Here is an 18,321-nt window from a genome sequence, read left to right on the forward strand (position 1 = left end):
TGTGGTGGAAATCCTGAAAAACTAAATGAAGTTTTATTGTGTAACACCTCATAAATATCTTTCGTACACCTATGGGCGTTGTCCAACCCTGTTTATACTTTTATCACTCATTACTTGACAAATTTAAAACGTATCAATCATGGCAAATTTTTGTTGCAATACGGTGCATTTTATTGGTGATGCTACTAAGAAGGAACAATTACCCGAACTGTTCGCTGCAATGGCTAAAAAAGAAGACGAAACACAGGAAGGGCAATTGCCGCCGTTTGTAGAAGCGACTGAGGGCTATCTATTCCAAACAGCTTTTGAAGATGGTGTGCTGTTCTACCAAACCATATGGTCGCCCAATTTTGAGGTCATTAAAAAAATAGCAGACCATTTTGAATTAGGTTTCCATATAGTTTATGACGAGTTGGGTATATGGTGTATGGTGAGGCTTTGTATGAGAATGGAAAACTGGTAGATGTGTTCTTGGAAGATAGTGATTTTGAACAGTATGAGTACCAAGAGGAAACCGAGGATTACCTATTCGAGGGCAAGGTTTATGAAAGTGATTATGACATTTTGGAAATACTCATGGAACGAAAGAAAGCGGCTTTGGAAGATGGATTTATGGTGACTTGGTAACAGCTACAACCAATTGTAAAACAGTAAATGAGCAATGATGGAACAGGTAAAAGCATTACAGGTTTTAAAAGATAAGTTATTGGGCTTTGAAAATGAAGTACAACAATTAATTGCAGATGAACTGGCAAGGATAAACAGAACAGTGAAAGTGAATGAGCTGGCTTTTGTGCTATTCATTGATGAGGTGGAAACTTATATTGAAGCCATCAAATTAGAAATGGAAGGGAAAGTAGTTGTTGAAACATCTTTTGCAGATGTTGAAGAAAAAGCTTTAGCAGATTTTATTAGCGATAACGAAATAACCCATTGGCAGTTGGTTGAACTGCTTGAAATGTTGATGAAAATAACGTAGTCATTGTTTATTTTGAAGAATGGAAACGAGCCGCTCTAGTATTTAGGGTGGCTCGTTCTATTATATGTATTTGTAATTAGGATTTTTACTTCGCAGCCTTAGTTTAGAGCTTGCTTCCAATCTATTTTAACGATAATAATCAATGAGACAATATTCAATTGAAAATTGAGTGACCACATCTGGTTTCTCAAGTATAAAAAGCTTTATACTTGCTGTGCTTGTTTGACTAAACGTAATGAGTAATTGTGCCTTTCGGATTCGGAACGGGTGGTCAAAACCTTTATCCGCACGTAAGCAAGTAACGTTTTGAATATTAAATGATTGGCTAATTTATTGGGCATCCATGCACCCAAAATTTCAACAGGTTTAATCCCCGTACGAAAAGTGTACCAGCGCTTGTTGATACAAATGCCAAAACCTGTAAATTTTTGCGAAATAATCATCCCGCAAGGTGTTTTTTCCATGAATTGTTTGGGCAACCAGGTAATATTCTTTTGAAAGGTGTCTTCAAAGTCATTTATCTCGCTGACACTGGTTTTTAAACAGCTTTCGATATCGCCTTTGATTTTAAGTCTTTTCTTTTTTGTTGTGCTGATTGATTTGAACTCATGAATGAGCCTGTTTTCAATAGCTTTATCTTGATCTAAATCATTCAATGAATAGAACTGTACGCCATAGTATGAATATTTATTACGTCTTCCATGTGGTTTCAGTACAATTGGTGCCAATAGCAAATTGAACAAGGCACCTGTCAAACTGGGTACTAATTCCTCCAGTTTACTTTTCTTTATCCTAGCTATTTCAATTTTAGGTTTGTCATCAACATTTTCTGTATTTCTTGTTATATGGAAGTTTATATCTGGTGAATTTGAATTATAAGAAATAGAAAAATGAACATCTTCCTGCATTCCTTGAAAACGAAACGAAATCATATGTCCCTGCACCATTAACCAAAGGACCTTATTAATAGAAATATTGTCAATTTGAGTGGGCATAATCGTTGTAAATCTTTATAAAAGTACCTATTCAATTTTCAATTCCGGACATTGTTCTGAGGAATAATTATTTTTTCTAAAAGGGAACAATAAATCTATAATGGTGATAAAACAGAGATTCAGCAAACCTACATAGACTTGGGTTCGAGGGAATTAGTTACTTTCGACGAGACGACATTTCCAAAAACAGCACATTTCTGCAACATCTTATACCGATATGACTGATAAAGAAAAATCAACAATTCAAGAACAACTTGCCACTCTTTATCTCCGTTTAAATGGCTATTTCACAACGGGCTATATTATCCATTCCGAAGAAAAGAAAATTGATGCAGAAATTGACATACTGGCTGTACGTTTCCCATCACATGCACAAGATGACACGGGACATAATTCTTCCCCATATTTGGAACTTTCTTCAAATATCGACATAATTATAGCAGAAGTAAAAAGCAAAGGAAAACCATTGCAGTTTAATGATTGTTTAAAACAGCAAAAAACGCTTGAACCATTAAAAAAACTTCTCCTTTGGGCAGGGATTTTGGACAATGACAAAATCAATGATATAGCTGTTGAACTGAATGCCCTTGTTCAGACAAAAGAAAATTCACAGCTAAAAACATTGCGTTCCACAAAAATTATTGCCACAAGTTTTGGAAATCTGGCAATCAGGCCAATTCTATTTAGTCCTGAACGGCTTAACATTAACAACGCAGACAAGTTTATTAATTGGACAGAATTAAATGATTTCATTTGGTTTTGTTTATGCCCGGCAGAAACAAGGGAAAACTGTGGAACCCGTTATGATTTTACCGCCTGGGGACAAGGCTTTAACGAGATAGTCAAAGCTTATAAGGGTAGGCAGATAACCCAAAATAAATTCAAAAATATTGATGAATTATATAAAGATATTCAGGACAGGCGACTATAGTATGTACGGCTATTTGAATTACTTAAGGTGGCATATTCATATAATTGCAGAATGATAAACGTGAAAATTAAGGCTTTAAAATAATTTTAAAAAAAGGCTAACTACCTTCAACAAAGGGACCAATCGTTTTTTACAAGAAATTCTTATTGCAATCCCCAAACAAAAAGTAAATATGTTCAAGAATGATTAGGATTGACAGCAAAACAAATATTAAATCATTGGAACTGGCTTATGCAGAATTAGCCAAAAAAGTCCCTGTTGACATATCTATATCAAAAGGGTTGTCATTAGCAGGTTTCGGCCTTATCCCAGCTATAATCCAATTCTTTGCTACTTGGTTTAACGATACGTCGGAGGGCAAAATAATTTTTGAGCTGAAGGCTGAGAATGAACTTCCTGAATTTTATGATTCCGACTACTTATTCCCTTCGATTGTATATTGTTGGAGCAGAGAAATCATAGACACTCAAGGCAACGATTTAAAGCCCTTACTTAAACAACAAAATACTATTAGGCATGACAAGATGAGAAAGCAAACTGAAGGAGGTGGTCTCAAAGTATTGCTTTCCTGTTTTGACCATCTATCAATTAGAAATGGCTTACTGAATGCCTTTTACATTGACGGGTATTTTATTGCAAATGAAATGCAGTTTGACTTTGCCATAGATAAATCAATAAGGCAGGTCTTTACATTCAACAAAAGTTTGCTTAGCAACAACCTAAGTCAATTCCACACAGAAATAATTGCGAGCATATATGAACTAATAAAGAACACAGATGATTGGGGCAGAACAGATGAGTACAATAAACCTTTGAACCCTAATTCGAGGGGGCTGTACCTAAAACTGCATAGAAGGACAAGGGAAAGTTTCATTACCGGCTTTGCCGATAATAAAGGGCTTAAAGACTATTTTTCGGCTGCGAATTTTGAGGCCAGCTCAATCAATGAACTATATTTTTTGGAGTTGGCAGTTTATGATACAGGCATTGGATTTATCCAAAGAAATTTAGGCACAGAAACCAACAATTTAGAGGCTGCTCAACAAGTTGAAATAATTAAGAAATGTTTGATTAAAAACAATACTACTGCTACTGGTATTGATAGAGGCATTAAAGGCCAAGGATTGGACAGGATAATGCAAATCCTTGATAACAAAGGACTGTTTTGGCTAAGGACTGGCAATGTTTCTGTATTTAGGAATCTACGAAAAAACAGGTATAGCGACAGTGGCCAAAGCAAGGACATTGAACTGTACGATTCCGTTACAAATTCATCCTCAATTTTCTCGACACTTGCATCTTCAAAAGGAAGTGTCGTTACTTTAGTTTATCCTATTTCAAACATCAGCAATGCCTAATTTTTATATCTACACATCAACCTATAACAAAGAGAATGAGCAGCAAGAAATAGTGCCTTGTTCCGTAACGGTTATTTTTTGCGATAGAGATACAATTGAAGATGTAAACCTCCAGAACGAAATCAAGGTTTTTTACGAGGCTAACTATCAAACTGACGAGATATTTATTATTGGTGGTGAATACAGTGAGGTACTTTTGGAAAAGCTTTTTATTACAGAGCAGCTAACCACTTTCAAGGACATTCCAAAACTTCAACGGGAACATCTTTCCGACACCCTTTTTTTATTTACGTTCAATAAAGATGGTAAGTTAAAATGCGTTAACAAACCAGGAGCAATAACAAAGGAAATTCTTGCCCTTTTAATCAATGATGGGCTGATAAATATTTTCAAGGAACGGGGAGGGTTAATTGAAGCAAAAGGCAATGCCCATCATTTCGTATTTCCTTCTGGAAAGCATTGCAATAAATTTTTGCGGACCGGTAATATTTTGCTCCATAGCTCAGAGATTTATTTTATTGCTTTCACCTTGCTGTCACGATATAAAGAGGATGAGCATAAACAGATATATTGTGATACATCTTCCATCAATACACTTGCATTTGCACTTCTGGAATTGAAAAGGAAACTAGTAGGTGAAACCTTTAAAATTATACCCGTAGAAAGCTTTTCATCTTACAGTGGTATATTTTCCAAATCGGTCAGGTTTTTTGGCAACTCTTTAATATTGATTTCTTCATCAACATCAGGTAATATCATTGAAAAGTTGATAAAACATGATGAAACAATTGACATTAGTAACCTCGTGATTTTATACTTTCTAGGGAGCGACAAGGATTATTTGAGAAACCGCCCGAACATCGTTTGCAACCTGACAAAATCTGCTTCGAATATGTTGGGCTTGCACCATTACGATACATACACTGAACGGGCTTGCATTTATTGCAAAAGTGGTTCTTACGCCGTTGAGGTAAAGGGGGACGTTTTTCTTTTAGAAAAACCCAAAATAAACCGGGTTACTATCAATGTTACAGATGCACCTAAAAGGATGTCAAATTTCATACAACAGTTCAAAACAAAAGCTACTGTAAACAATACCGTTTTTAAAGTCAACTATAAAGAAACGGTTGTTGTAAAAAACAAGTATGAAGTGTATTTTGACATGCACCATGTACTATGTGAAATTGAAAAAGACACCACAGGGAAAATATATAAAGAGTATAGGGAAAAGCTTTTTAATTATATCAATCAGTACATCCCAAGCAATGCAAAGTATTTTATAACACTTCCTGATGAAGGTTCGGGAAAACTGGCTGAAATAATTACAAACCATATTAGGCCAAATTATAAGGACGGGAAATTGCCTGAAATTGTAAAGTTTGATGATGTTGGGGAAAGAATAAAAGATGAGAAAGTAGAAGGTGCTGTTGTTATAATCGGCTCCTGCGTTTCCAATGGAAAAAACCTACTCTATTTAAGCAGGACATTACGCCCTTTTGACAAGTTGCGTTTGGTATATTTTATTGGTCTCACAAGAACCAATAATGAAGAGTATTTAAACTCACTCAAAAGCAATTTAAAACAGGGGCTGTATGGAAAAGAAAGCAACTCTTTTGTGGATGTAGATAATTTCTACTGCAATAAGGATTCAAAGGATACATCATGGTTGAAAGAGAAGGATTTTATTACTGAACTATTAGATGCTCTGGATGAACAATTGCCTGTTGCAGTTGCATATTTTAAAGCAAGAATTGCCATAATTGACGATAGCTTAAGCACCAAAGAAAAAGGGTTGGCCAATACTCTCTTCTACCCAAATACAGAAAAGAAAGAACTTGAATTTAGGAAAGGGTTTGCCTTTTTCAATTTTACAAATTATACCAAAGAAGTAAGCCAAGCGGATGTTTACTTTACAATGTCGGCAGTTATTAATAATTTGAGGAACAGTGATGATTATAAACATTGTTTAAAGCAAACAGAGTTTGTCAGGAATATGCTGGATCCGCATAACTTCAACAGATTCAACGACGGCATTATCCAGGCCTGTATTTTAAGGGGGGCTTTACCAAGTGAATTGTCCTATCATATTGACGAAGAACTAAGCAATGACATGAAGGGAATTCTAGAGAAAATAATAGAACAACACAAGACTCCACAAGGGGAAGGTTTAATTGAATTCCTGTATGCCATTTCGATTGAAAAACTTACGCTAAGAAAAGAGCATCTCACGGAATTATCGCAAAAGCTAGAATCAATTACAGATAACGAATTGGTATCTGCATTTAACTGGTTTATCAAAAAAAATATCCTTTCAGACAAGCCGACGATGCAGGAGCAAATTGAAAAATTAAAAAGGGAAATTGTGGAACTAAAGAATGTTAGATAAAAAGCAGTAAAAATCAATTAAGGGCTGAACAGTTCATCTTTAGTTTAAAACGACAGTGTCATCTGTTTAAAAATTAAAAGGTATTTGTATGTAATGTTAATTTGGATTAAGCATTTTCAATTGAGAAAAACAACTTCTTCAGATGGTTGATTTTGAATTAATAAAAGGCAGGATAAAACAGTACAAACTATCGTCTCTTGTTCATAATATTCTTGAAACATTAAACAGAATGCAAGCGGACAAGGATGGGATGTATCCATTCTGGAATTTGTTGACCTTATTGAAATGGTCATACCTGCATACGCAGGATAGTAACCTTCGCAAAAATGTAAAGCCTGGCGATTTAGAGTATTTACTCAAATTAATTGAAGACTTTGAAACCAACTATCATGGACTGAATTTTAAGGACATGCTATCTGTGAAAAAATCATTTCGGATTATTGCATACCAACAATTTCCATATCAGGATAATTTTTTCAACTCAGTTGTTGATAGGCAACTTGTCTTGTACCTGCAACTGAAATCAAGTTTTGACATAGATGCAGACTTTCAAAAAAGAACTGGAATAAGCATCCGTTCATTTCTCAACTACTGTTACTTTTCTAACTTGTATTTTAATATAGAAGACGTAAATAAAGATTTTAAATACGAGGGCATACTGCACAAAATATACTTCGATTTTTTTAAGGAAAAATTTCCCAACAGTGAATTACAAAAATTCATATCCTTACTTACCATTACCAAGGTTGAGGATTTTGATAGCCTACACAAACTGAATAATGAACTGTTGCAACTTTATGAAACGAATTTTTTCATTACAAAACCATTTCTACTTTTTAGGAACCAAATAAGACTTCCGCATAAAGCAATTTTTGTTCAAACCATTTCACACTTCATTTATTCGTACTTAAAAACCAATTCCCCTTTCTTTCCTGAAGAGTTTGGAAAAAGGCTTGAGAAATATTTAGAACTTGGCCTACAAGAAATCAAGGCAAATTTTATCAATGAAACAGAGCTCAAGAAAAAGTATTCGCTTAAAAAGGTTACAGACTTCCTTGTAGATGAGGATATTTTGGTAGAATGCAAGGCAATAGAGCTACATCCTCGTTCAGCAGTGCTGAGGGAACCGACTGTTATTTCCCAAGACCTGGACGGCACTATTATAAAGGCTTATATACAACTTTTATCTACCGCCAATTCAATTGACCCAAACAAGGAATGGTTCGGGATAATTGTAACCTATAAAGAAATGTATTTGGGCTTTGGTAATGAATCCTGGAATGAATTTTTAAAAGAACCAATAGAAACTTACATTAAAGAAAATTTTTTGAACATAAATACGCTTGCCCCAAGCAATCTGTTCTTTATGTCCATAGACAATTGGGACTGGGCTATGCAGGCACTAAAGGAAGGCACTGCTTCCAACTTTAAGGAAATCCTACTTACTGGGCAGGAATTGAGCAATATTGAAAATCCTCAGGAAAGTGTTTTTATGATGGAACAGGTATTAAAAAAACGCTTCTGAATTGACAGACTAACTTTATCTTATTTAGAGAATGCTCATGAGTTAATTGATGTGATTATGAAATAAACAAACCACAAATAACTTCATCAAACCATGTGATTTGAATTAGTTTACAACTAAGAATCTTTTAGCCAATCTATTTGAATCAAAGCATTGAAATTCGAGTCATCTTCATCTTTATCGCCTCGCCATTCTTCAACTAAATGGATATGGTCTATATCTTCCCATGTTGAAGATGGTGCATGTTCCAGAACAATTACTTGTGTTTGAAAATTCGTCCGAGTCATGAATTGATAGCAAGCCCCAAATATGGCTTTAGTATTTTTTATATCTTCCGATGTCTTTTGCTTTTTAACGGTATTGTCATTCTCATTTTGCTTTTCTGGAAACCCTTCAGGAAAATACACTTGACTTGGTTGATCTAAAACAATAAATGACGGGATATAATTGATTTTGCTCGTTTCAGGTAGCTTTAAGAAGTATTCGTGCAATCCTAATAAGCTTGCGATATGATAACACATGTGATTCGCACCACTACCCAATTTAGAGAGGAAGGTAGAATTCTTTGTTCTGGTATCTTCAATCTTAATACTAACGCTATTATCTGGGTCGAGTTTTACTCGCCTGCTATCCCGTTCTTCAATTGGTAATATTTTTATGTAATTGTCAATCGCTATAGAAACCTTTTCAAGACATAAATCTTTATCAAACTTTTCTTTCAAATTTTTCAGGCTCGCTCTTTTTCTCGACAATTGGCTTCTAATTGTTTCTAGTTCTATTGCCAATGAACCAGAAGGGGTTATCTTGTCTAAATTTTCTAATACATGCTCAATTTTACCAGAGAATTCAAAGATGTCTTGGTAGCTCTCATAATATGCTTTATTTTCATCTAATAGAATTTCAATATTTGCTTCAATATTTTTAATATTCTTTTCGGTTTTAACTATTTCAGTTTTATACTGTGTTTTTTCTTTTTCAAATGAGAATTCCCTAGAACTTGACTCTTCGATAATTGCTTTATTTATTTCTTGATGCCCTTTTAAATGCAACAGTTCATTTATAGCTTTATCAGATGTCGAATCGCAAAACGGACAAATATTCGATCCTTTCTGATTTAAGAACCAATCAATTGGTTTAAGCCTATTTTCAACTTCAATTGTAACTTGAGAGATATATAAATCCTTAGTTCTGTCGAACTTTTCAATCTTTTGCAGTTCGCTTTTTAGTATATCCAATTCCCTTAAGAAATTGACTCTTTGCTTATCCAGCTCTTCTAATTTCTCAGAATATCGCAATGACGAACCCTCTTTAAAAAATTCTCTCTGCTTAATACTTGTAACGATTTTACTTAACTCATCCTTTATCAAATTTACTTTTGATGAATCAATATCAATATCGCTATTGGTAAGACCTAGACTTATTGCCTTAGTGTAATGTTGGTAAATATCAGATTGCCAGTTTTCGTATTGATATTTTACATCGTCAAATTTCCTTTGCTTATCCTTCTCCTCTCTTTCTAATAATTCTATCTCTTTTTCTAACCGCAGCACTTCATACGATTTGTAGCCTAGTACCAAAGGGAACAATGTTTTTAGCCTTTTGAGATGTTCGAATGTATCTGTATTGTAAAATATAGTTGTCGGGTTTGCAATAATGCTTTGAGGCTGGAATTGAAATGCGGTAGTGTCTCTAAAACTTGCCGGTGTATCGAAACCACTTAAAGAAGCATCTCCTTTTTCAGAAATATTCTCAAACCCTGCAATTTCGCCAAGAAAATTCTTTAAATCGTCCCTTGTAGTTTTAAATTTTTCAGCATCTGGAATCCAATGATCAAGGCTGAAAGTCATTTCATCTTCTTTTTCATAGACTTCATAGAACATATTACCAGTCGAACTAAACCCTACAGGATTGTTTCTTGCTATAAATACGCTTTTGTCTCTAAGAGCAATATTTATTGCAAACCTATCGACTAGGTTTCTTATTTTGCCTATAGGAATATTGCATTCAGAACTTCCTAGGCAGTAGTCTATAATATGAATAATGGCAGACTTCCCTCGTTGACTATATCCTGTAATGACATTGACTTTGTTTTGTTCAAATTTTATCACCCGTGGTGTCAAAGCTTGATTTTTAGGATATAGTACGATGTGTTTTATTTTAAGTTTCATTAGAATCTAATATTTAGCTCAAATTGAATATTGTTGATACTTCTTTTTGCAAAAATTGCCCCTAACTTAAAGGCACAATCTTGTATCTTTTTAACACTGTTTTCCTTCAAGTTCATCGAAAGGGTTAATGGAAGTTTTTTGGATTGAAATCCATTTCCAAGTTCAATTGAATTGTTTTCTTTATTTAAAATCAATACCTTTTTACTAAAAGCCATATTTAAACTATCAAATGTTTTAGCTGACATTTTATTTGCTCTGTCCTGAAGTCCTAATACTATTGAACTATCTTTTAATAGTACGCTGTATAGTTCCTGTGAACCTTTGAAAACCTCCATAGCATCTTTATTGTAAACAATTGGAAGAACGTAAAATAAATAGCTTAAAGATGGATACTTTAAGTTATTCTCTTTGTGCTTTGCAACGTTATTATACCCAAGAGTGAAGCTATGTAAGGCAATAGCTCCAACAACAGAGTTTTGAAGTAAATCAAACAAATTATCCTTTTCCATTTATTTATATTTCTTTTCCCATTCAGGATGCCAACCTATTTTAGGAACGTTAGATAATTTTAAGAAACATCCATTTTTCACATACTCATTACTTGTAGTGAAATGGGTGCCTTCAATAAACTCTATTTTAATTTTAGACATTGTGCTATGATAAAGATCAATTGCAATATCAGTTTTCTCTCTTTCGGAATATTCAGTAATGTCATGGGCAATCTTTTGATCAACTAGTCCCTGCCAAATACCGTGGCATTCATCCAGGAAACATTCAAAGTCATGCTCTGTATAATCACCCTTATCAATAATGTATTTCAATTCAATATCAGAACATATAAAATCAATAATGGCATTTTTCACAATACGTTCTCTTGACGCTTTATTCATATCAATATCTTCTATTTGCTTTACAAACAGCTCTCTCTTTTTATTCAGAATTTCTTCATCCGTAATTGACCCTAGTGATTTTTTTGTTCTAAAAATAGCATTGACTATTATTGGGTTACTTATTATTTGAAGAAACTTATCATCAAATGATTTCTTGGTAAACTTTGCAGTCTTGTCATTGTTCCATTTTGCCTTGCTTCCATAAGAAATCCAACCATAAAAATTTTCAAATATTCTATCCTTTTGCAGTTGAGTAAGTTTATCTGAACCAAGATTTACTTTGTTCAAGAAGGCTGGTTTTACATCAATTTCATCTTCTATTTTAATGTTCTCTTTGATTTGTTTAAAAAGCTCTTTTTTTAACAATACCTTCTTAATTAATTCAATTGTTTTTTTCAAGCTAGAGCCGCCTTTTGGATCTTCTTTCCTAATTTCCTTTAGCTTATTTTTTTGGGATTGTAATAAACTCTCCACTTCGATAATAACATTATTAAAGTCCATATCCTTGATTTTGTATAATAAAGCTGTAGTAGGAATTTTCTTGTTTGTGGTACAAACAAACTCTGTTGTTATACTTAACAAATTACCTTCAAGTTTATCAATCCATATTTCCAATGTCCTCCATAGTGCAGTACTAGTATCCCCAAAAGTTGATCCACTACTGGCTATACTATGTTTTGCCTGAACAGTAATCAAGACAGTTCCATCTTCATGATGTGCAGCAATATCATCCACATCTTCAATCGTTACAAAATCATTGAAACCCAAGTTTGCTAACAAAAGCAGAGCTTTTTCAAATTGAAATAAATAGCCTGCTAATGGGCCTTTAGCTGAGTCTGACATTATATTCAGTTGCTTTTTAGTTGTATAAACAAATATAAATTAAATTTAAATGACTAGTTCAAAGAAGTTGTAAAGTCAATTAAAACAACAAATACTCCCTTAATTTAATTAGGGTGTTAATTATCTCATAACTTCCTTTAGCTTAGAGATCGATAAACCGTTATAATAAAAGGTTCTTTCAAAATTCATTATCCCGAGTTTTGAAAACTTCTAAATGCAATGCAAGCTTCCTTTTAGTTTCACCATCAAAACTTGCCAAATAATTTTCTGTAGTGGTCAGTGACTGATGACCAAGTGCTTCTTGTATATACCTTGTTGAAACCCCTGAATTCTTCATTATGGTGGAAAAGGTATGCCTAGCGACATAAGTGGTGATTTTCTTTGTAATGCCTAATTCCTTTTGCATATGCTTCAGCCAATCATTAATCATGTGAATGAACATCTTCCTATCCTCATGCTGCTTGTAAAGATTTGAAGTTAGGTCAAGAACCGGAAAAATGAGACTATTGGGTGACTTGTTTTTATTGCCCCAGTAATCCATTATTCTTTTCATGTCATCCGTAATAAAAACTGAAATTAATACAGGCTTCTCCCTGTTCGCCCTTTCCGTTTTTGCACGCTCAAATACAATGAAACCATCGTGAATGTTTTTGAACCTTAAATAAAGCATATCCTTAAAGTTAATCCCGTTGCCAAAATAGCTGAACAACCACATGTCCTTTGCCCTTTGTCCAGTTGGGTTGTTGGGGTCACAGGGATAGTTGTACATCTTCAATAGTTCCTCATGTGTCAATGCTTTTTTAATTCCTTTTCCAGTAGGCACAGTGTACTTGCGTTTCCCAAATGGGTATTGCTTTACAGTAACAATATCCTGAAAGATTGCCTCATTGAAAACTGCCCTCATGTTGCGTGTGTAAATACCGATTGTTGTTTTGGACACACCTCTCGCCAACAAGCAATTTTCAAACTGAATTAAATAAGAAACAGTAACCTGCTCCAAAAGAACATTGCCTTTAAACTTCTCAAAAGAACGGTAAGAAGTATAATAATTTTCTGCCGAACCGATACGTCCTTCCAGTATCAGTTTCTTAACGATACACTGGAATATATTTCCAATAGTGCCTTCGTCAAAATGCTGCGAGAGTATTTTGTAACGTTTGATAGCATCAGATGGCAACTCTTCGTTGCGGTACATTTCTGGCAATTCAGCTGAATATTTTCTGGATTGCTTTTTTACAATTAGCGGATGATGCTGTACAAACTTCCGCTCGAAATCAGCAAATTCAAAAGGCCTGTTTTCTTTGATAGCCTCTTCTGCCTGCCATTTCAATTCGTTCAGTTGGTCACGTATTTTCCTAAGCCCCTCCCCAATATTTTTGGCTTCCAACTTTTTAAAGTCGTCCTCGCTCAAATCAAGGACGGTCAAGTAAAATTCTGTTTTGCTTTGCGTATATACACGCAATTTAACAGGATAGGTCTTCGTTTTCTTCATTCTCCTTGTGTCAAGGAAAATGGATGTAGTTACAGACATAATCAAATTTTTTTATCATTTTCACAATACAGCCCTTCACAAAAATTTGCATAAAATTTGCACAAATCGAATGGTTAAACACCACCAAACTAGGTTTGACTAAATTAAGTAAATAATCTTTAAACCCTTTGCAGTAAAGGGTTTCAGTAAAATGAGGTAAAGTGGAATTAAGTGCGGTAAAGCCATTTTGAACCGCTCATAATCAGGGGGTCCCTGGATCATGCCCAGGTGGGCCCACAAAGGTTGTCAATAAAATTGGCAGCCTTTTTTTATGCTCGCCTTTTTCAATTTATACATTACACCTTTCCTCGTTTTCCTATTTCGCAATCATTTTTACCGATTGCTACACTTATTACGCCAATGCTTCCATAATCTTGCGGCTTGTAATTAATTAGCCTTATTTTGAACGGTTAATTAACTGCGCAATAGTATTAGTAAGTAAAATAGTATCATTAATGAAACAATGTCTCGTTACCATTTTTGCCTTGGCTGTATTAAGCCTTCAGGCACAAAAAAACACCCTATTAGACCAAGCCTTTTGGCGAAATAATCCTAACCTAGAAGCTGTTCAAGCAGAAATTGCAAAGGGTAGCAATCCATCTGAGTTTAATAGAAATATGTTCGACCCTGTTGTTTTGGCTATCAATAATCAGGCTTCTACAGATGTCATCAAGTTTTTAATAGACCAAAAAGGCAACGAGCCAAATAAGCTAACACACGATGGCAGAACTTATATTTTTTGGGCTGCTGCAAGAGGTAATGTAGAAGTGGTTGAATACCTAATAAGCAAAGGTGCTGATGTTAATATCATCGATAGTCATAGCGCTACCGCTATGTCATTGGCTGCAAGTAATGGTCAACAAAATACTAAGGTGTACGATGCCTTAATTAAAGCAGGTTCAGATGTAAAACAAAAAAGCCAAGAAGGTGCTAGTTTGCTTTTGCAAGCAATAGTAAGTGATAAAGATTTTGCCTTAACCAACTATTTTATTTCTAAAGGGTTAACCTTACAAGATGTAGACGCAGCAGGCAATACAGCCTTTAACTATATTGCAAGAACTGGCAATATAGAGCTAATGAAAACCCTTGTAGAAAAAGGTGTTAAGTACAATAACAACGCCATGATATTGGCTGCACAAGGCGGTAGAGGTGCTGCTACAAAACTAGAAGTGTACCAATATTTAGAAAGCTTAGGGATTAAACCAAATGCTGTAAATGCTAATGGTGAAAATGCATTACATGCATTGGCTCGCAAGCCTAATCAAAGCACCGTTATTAGTTATTTTATTTCAAAAGGTGCTGACGTAAACCAAGCAGATAATGAGGGTAACACACCGTTTATGTTAGCTGCTGGTTTTAACAGAGATACAGCTACAGTTGCTCTTTTCGCTGCTACTGTAAAAAATATAAATCTTGCCAATAAAAAAGGACTTACAGCTTTGGCAATGGCGACACGCAATAATTCTGCTGAAGTAATGCAATACCTAATAGCAAAAGGTGCTAATATAAATGCAGTAGATAAAGAAGGAAATAACTTGGTTTATTATTGGCTGCAATCTTACAGCTCACTTGCATTTCTTGGCAGACAAGAAGGCGGTAGACCAGAAGGCGCACCCAATAGTGGCGGCAGACCTCAAGAACAAGCAGCCCCAAAAACAGATGCTTTTACAGCTAAAATGCAAGTGCTACAAAACAATGGCTTTAATATTATCACACCACAAAAAGACGGTAGCACGTTGTACCACTTAGCTATTGTTAAAAACGATCTTAATTTACTAAATCGCATTGAACAATTAAAAGTAGATGTAAACGTAAAAAATAAAGAAGGATTAACACCTTTACTAAAAGCAGCGATGGTTGCTAAAGACGATGCCATTCTAAAATATCTATTAAGTATTGGTGCTAAAAAAGACAGCACTACAGACTTTAAAGAAACTGCTTACGACCTAGCTAAAGAGAACGAGTTTTTAACCAAGAATAAAATTTCTATAGATTTCTTAAAATAACACAATGGCAAGAACTTTTAAAGGATTAATGGCAACAGTAGTTTGCCTAATAATGACAGGCGCAGCGGTAGCACAAAAAACAGCAACCACAAAGTATAAGTGCATGGTACAAATGACCAATTACATCGGTGAAGGTGCTTACATGGTAGTATCGTTAATAGATAGTAAAGGCGCATACGAGAAAACATTGTATGTAATGGGTTCAGATAAAAAATGGTATCCTAATTTAAAATCTTGGCATACTGCTTTTAAAAAGAAACCAACCAATATTAGTGCTATTACAGGTGCTTCTGTTACTAATGGTGATAGAAGTGTTACTGTAATAGAAATTGAAACAGCTAAAATAAATGTAGGTTATAAACTACGTTTTGAAACGTCTGTAGAAGACAAACCTTACTACGAAAAAGACGTAGAAGTGCCTTTAACCACCGAAGGTTTAAATGGCAAAACAGATGGTACAGGCTACATTCGCTATGTACGTTTTAGCGCAACTAATTAATAGCACATCATGACGATTTCTGTATGGAGATACAGCCACTTAACCCTGGCTGTGTCTTCTTTTATTTTTATAGCATTAGCAGCCATTACAGGCATTGTATTAGCCCTTGAACCTATTAACAATAAGCTACCAGATTACAAGGCAAGTGGCTTTAACCAAATTACAGTAGCGCAAGCTTTGCATGCTATTAAAAAATTGTACACCGATATTACAGAAATCTCAGTTGATGCCAACCAATTTGTAATTGTAAAAGGTGCTGATAGTACAGGTAAAAATGTAGAAGTTTATGTACATCCTATTACAGGTGTTACATTAGGTAAAGTAAGTAAGCAAAGCGATTTCTTTCAGTGGGTTACTGCATTACATCGTTCCTTATTTCTGCATGAAGCAGGTAGATTTTTTGTGGGGTTAACTTGCTTTTTATTGTTGCTAATAGCCTTGTCTGGTAGCATCTTGGTTATTAAACGTCAGCGTGGCATAAAGCACTTTTTTGCAAAGATTATTAAAGAGCATCCTGCACAATATTTTCATGTATTGCTTGGTCGTTGGTCTTTAGTGCCTATCATCATTATTTGCTTGTCTGGTATCTATTTATCGTTGGTAAAATTTGGTGTATTCACAGAGAAAAAAATAACCCATAAAATAGACTTTGATAAGCTAGGTACAGGTGCTAAAAAAGACTTGAAAGACTTCGCCATTTTTAACAGTACACAATTGGCAGATGTACAAACCATTGATTTTCCTTTCTCTGATGATCCTGAAGATTATTACACGGTAAAACTAAAAGATAGAGAGCTAGTGGTAGACCAGTTTTCTGGTGATGTGTTAAGTAATATTGCTTACCCAACTACAGCGCTCATCAACAACCTTAGTCTTGATTTACATACTGGTAGAAAGAGTATTTTATGGGCTATTGTTTTAGGTATTGCTTCTGTTAATATTCTATACTTTATTTACTCTGGTTTTGTAATTACACTAAAGCGTAGAAGTGGTATTGTAAAAAATAAATACAAAGCAAATGATAGCCAATACATCCTACTAGTTGGTAGCGAAAATGGTAGCACATTTGGCTTTGCCAATGCCATTTACAAGCAGCTAATAGCAAGTGGTAAAAAAGTATTTATTACAGAACTAAACAAGTACCAGCTTTTCCCTCAGGCAGAACATTTACTAGTACTTACTGCTACGTATGGCTTAGGCGAAGCGCCTACGAATGCCAATAAGTTCGCCTCATTATTAAACAGATACCATCAAAAGCAAACCATACAATTTGCTGTGCTTGGCTTTGGCTCAAGGGTATACGCTGAGTATTGTAAATATGCCTATGATGCACATGCATTATTAGCAGCACAAGCTTGGGCCGCACCAATGCTTGATGTGCATACTGTGAATGATAAATCACCTGACCAGTTTAAAGTATGGTTAGATGCTTGGACAGAAAAAGCAGGTCTGCCAGCAATAGCTTTACCTGCTTCGCTACACCAGCAACCAAAAGGTTTGCAAAGCTTTAAGGTTGTGGGTAAAAGAACAAGTAGTCATGCAGATGAACCATTCTTAATCACATTACAACCTAGTGGCAAAACCTCGTTTACCTCAGGTGATTTATTAGCTATTTATCCTGCAAAAGATTACCGTGAACGCTTGTATTCTATTGGTAAAATTGGTAAGCGCATACAGTTGAGCGTAAAGCTATTGCCTAATGGTTTGGGCTCAAGCTTTTTGTACCAACTCAATAATAACGATACACTTGAAGCTAGGGTAATTAGTAACACGCATTTTCATGTGCCTAGTACTGCAACTACTGTGGTAATGATAGCCAATGGTACAGGTATTGCCCCGTTTTTAGGTATGATTGATGAGCATACCAAACACAAAGCGTATCACTTATACTTTGGTTGTAGAACGCAGCAAACCTATGCGATGTATGAAACAGCTATCAGTGCTGCTATTGATAACAAACAGCTTGCGCAAATAGAAGTTGCTTACTCACGTGAAGGGAAACAACAGTATGTAACTGATTTGCTAACAACCGATGCAGTTTTTATTGCAAACACATTAGATAGTAAAGGTGTATTGATGTTATGTGGCTCGCTTGCCATGCAGCAAAGTGTGATGGAAGTATTAGCTACTATTTGCACAGCACACACAAACAATACGCTACAATACTACCAAGCACAAGGGCAGATATTGACTGACTGCTATTGATGAAG

Annotated in this window: 15 protein-coding genes; 10 read left to right on the top strand and 5 right to left on the bottom strand. The window is 35.0% G+C overall.

What is annotated here, in order from left to right; genetic code table 11:
* Positions 1 to 139: 139 nt before the first annotated feature.
* Genes ACT9TX_RS08625 through ACT9TX_RS08635 form a run of 3 tightly spaced genes read left to right on the top strand, consistent with a single transcriptional unit; the run spans position 140 to position 979 of the window.
* Complete coding sequence (locus tag ACT9TX_RS08625; protein ID WP_481337874.1) at positions 140 to 463, top strand: DUF1281 family ferredoxin-like fold protein; 324 nt, start codon at positions 140 to 142, stop codon at positions 461 to 463.
* An 8-nt stretch (positions 464 to 471) separates the two neighbouring features.
* A complete protein-coding gene (locus ACT9TX_RS08630) occupies positions 472 to 627 on the top strand; it encodes a hypothetical protein (RefSeq protein WP_481337875.1) in 156 nt (51 codons plus the stop codon).
* A gap of 37 nt (positions 628 to 664) precedes the next feature.
* A complete protein-coding gene (locus ACT9TX_RS08635; RefSeq protein ID WP_481337876.1) occupies positions 665 to 979 on the top strand; it encodes a hypothetical protein in 315 nt (104 codons plus the stop codon).
* A 203-nt stretch (positions 980 to 1,182) separates the two neighbouring features.
* On the opposite strand, the gene ACT9TX_RS08640 is transcribed toward ACT9TX_RS08635, so the two are convergent.
* Positions 1,183 to 1,974, bottom strand: a complete 792-nt coding sequence (locus ACT9TX_RS08640; protein ID WP_481337877.1) for a hypothetical protein — start codon at positions 1,972 to 1,974, stop codon at positions 1,183 to 1,185.
* Between the two features lie 217 nt (positions 1,975 to 2,191).
* Between ACT9TX_RS08640 and ACT9TX_RS08645 the strand changes: the two genes are divergently transcribed.
* The 4 genes from ACT9TX_RS08645 (at position 2,192) to ACT9TX_RS08660 (ending at position 8,174) form a co-directional block, all read left to right on the top strand.
* Positions 2,192 to 2,905 (top strand): hypothetical protein, encoded by a 714-nt coding sequence (locus tag ACT9TX_RS08645; protein WP_481337878.1) that lies wholly within the window; start codon positions 2,192 to 2,194, stop codon positions 2,903 to 2,905.
* A gap of 182 nt (positions 2,906 to 3,087) precedes the next feature.
* Positions 3,088 to 4,263: a hypothetical protein gene (locus ACT9TX_RS08650; RefSeq protein ID WP_481337879.1), complete on the top strand. Its 1,176-nt coding sequence runs from the start codon at positions 3,088 to 3,090 to the stop codon at positions 4,261 to 4,263.
* Positions 4,256 to 6,649 carry a hypothetical protein gene (locus ACT9TX_RS08655; RefSeq protein ID WP_481337880.1) on the top strand — a complete coding sequence of 798 codons (2,394 nt, stop codon included), beginning with the start codon at positions 4,256 to 4,258 and terminating at the stop codon, positions 6,647 to 6,649. The genes ACT9TX_RS08650 and ACT9TX_RS08655 overlap by 8 nt, the downstream gene beginning before the upstream one ends.
* A gap of 142 nt (positions 6,650 to 6,791) precedes the next feature.
* Positions 6,792 to 8,174, top strand: coding sequence for a hypothetical protein (locus ACT9TX_RS08660; protein WP_481337881.1), 1,383 nt, complete (start codon positions 6,792 to 6,794; stop codon positions 8,172 to 8,174).
* A gap of 116 nt (positions 8,175 to 8,290) precedes the next feature.
* Here the strand turns inward: ACT9TX_RS08660 and ACT9TX_RS08665 are convergent, their stop codons facing one another.
* The 4 genes from ACT9TX_RS08665 to ACT9TX_RS08680 all read right to left on the bottom strand — a co-directional run bounded on the left by ACT9TX_RS08665 (position 8,291) and on the right by ACT9TX_RS08680 (position 13,606).
* A complete protein-coding gene (locus tag ACT9TX_RS08665; RefSeq protein WP_481337882.1) occupies positions 8,291 to 10,342 on the bottom strand; it encodes a DUF3732 domain-containing protein in 2,052 nt (683 codons plus the stop codon).
* Positions 10,342 to 10,851, bottom strand: coding sequence for a three component ABC system middle component (locus ACT9TX_RS08670; RefSeq protein ID WP_481337883.1), 510 nt, complete (start codon positions 10,849 to 10,851; stop codon positions 10,342 to 10,344). Before ACT9TX_RS08670 ends, ACT9TX_RS08665 begins: the two co-directional genes overlap by 1 nt.
* Positions 10,852 to 12,075 (bottom strand): ABC-three component system protein, encoded by a 1,224-nt coding sequence (locus ACT9TX_RS08675; RefSeq protein WP_481337884.1) that lies wholly within the window; start codon positions 12,073 to 12,075, stop codon positions 10,852 to 10,854.
* 178 nt (positions 12,076 to 12,253) lie between these two features.
* Positions 12,254 to 13,606, bottom strand: coding sequence for a tyrosine-type recombinase/integrase (locus ACT9TX_RS08680; protein WP_481337885.1), 1,353 nt, complete (start codon positions 13,604 to 13,606; stop codon positions 12,254 to 12,256).
* A 455-nt stretch (positions 13,607 to 14,061) separates the two neighbouring features.
* Between ACT9TX_RS08680 and ACT9TX_RS08685 the strand changes: the two genes are divergently transcribed.
* The 3 genes from ACT9TX_RS08685 to ACT9TX_RS08695 are packed head-to-tail and all read left to right on the top strand — an operon-like array spanning position 14,062 to position 18,316.
* Positions 14,062 to 15,612: an ankyrin repeat domain-containing protein gene (locus tag ACT9TX_RS08685; protein WP_481337886.1), complete on the top strand. Its 1,551-nt coding sequence runs from the start codon at positions 14,062 to 14,064 to the stop codon at positions 15,610 to 15,612.
* A gap of 4 nt (positions 15,613 to 15,616) precedes the next feature.
* Positions 15,617 to 16,111, top strand: a complete 495-nt coding sequence (locus ACT9TX_RS08690) for a DUF2271 domain-containing protein (RefSeq protein WP_481337887.1) — start codon at positions 15,617 to 15,619, stop codon at positions 16,109 to 16,111.
* A gap of 9 nt (positions 16,112 to 16,120) precedes the next feature.
* On the top strand, positions 16,121 to 18,316 hold the full coding sequence (locus ACT9TX_RS08695) for a PepSY domain-containing protein (protein WP_481337888.1): 2,196 nt from the start codon (positions 16,121 to 16,123) through the stop codon (positions 18,314 to 18,316).
* The last annotated feature ends 5 nt before the right edge of the window (positions 18,317 to 18,321 follow it).

It is taken from the genome of Parasediminibacterium sp. HNIBRBA5674 (assembly GCF_056745525.1).

Bases quoted from the DNA above. Each gene is read 5' to 3' on its own strand.
- ACT9TX_RS08625 (WP_481337874.1), top strand. From the start codon at position 140: ATGGCAAATTTTTGTTGCAATACGGTGCATTTTATTGGTGATGCTACT.
- ACT9TX_RS08635 (WP_481337876.1), top strand. From the start codon at position 665: ATGGAACAGGTAAAAGCATTACAGGTTTTAAAAGATAAGTTATTGGGC.
- ACT9TX_RS08640 (WP_481337877.1), bottom strand. From the start codon at position 1,974: ATGCCCACTCAAATTGACAATATTTCTATTAATAAGGTCCTTTGGTTA.
- ACT9TX_RS08645 (WP_481337878.1), top strand. From the start codon at position 2,192: ATGACTGATAAAGAAAAATCAACAATTCAAGAACAACTTGCCACTCTT.
- ACT9TX_RS08650 (WP_481337879.1), top strand. From the start codon at position 3,088: ATGATTAGGATTGACAGCAAAACAAATATTAAATCATTGGAACTGGCT.
- ACT9TX_RS08655 (WP_481337880.1), top strand. From the start codon at position 4,256: ATGCCTAATTTTTATATCTACACATCAACCTATAACAAAGAGAATGAG.
- ACT9TX_RS08660 (WP_481337881.1), top strand. From the start codon at position 6,792: ATGGTTGATTTTGAATTAATAAAAGGCAGGATAAAACAGTACAAACTA.
- ACT9TX_RS08665 (WP_481337882.1), bottom strand. From the start codon at position 10,342: ATGAAACTTAAAATAAAACACATCGTACTATATCCTAAAAATCAAGCT.
- ACT9TX_RS08670 (WP_481337883.1), bottom strand. From the start codon at position 10,851: ATGGAAAAGGATAATTTGTTTGATTTACTTCAAAACTCTGTTGTTGGA.
- ACT9TX_RS08675 (WP_481337884.1), bottom strand. From the start codon at position 12,075: ATGTCAGACTCAGCTAAAGGCCCATTAGCAGGCTATTTATTTCAATTT.
- ACT9TX_RS08680 (WP_481337885.1), bottom strand. From the start codon at position 13,606: ATGTCTGTAACTACATCCATTTTCCTTGACACAAGGAGAATGAAGAAA.
- ACT9TX_RS08685 (WP_481337886.1), top strand. From the start codon at position 14,062: ATGAAACAATGTCTCGTTACCATTTTTGCCTTGGCTGTATTAAGCCTT.
- ACT9TX_RS08690 (WP_481337887.1), top strand. From the start codon at position 15,617: ATGGCAAGAACTTTTAAAGGATTAATGGCAACAGTAGTTTGCCTAATA.
- ACT9TX_RS08695 (WP_481337888.1), top strand. From the start codon at position 16,121: ATGACGATTTCTGTATGGAGATACAGCCACTTAACCCTGGCTGTGTCT.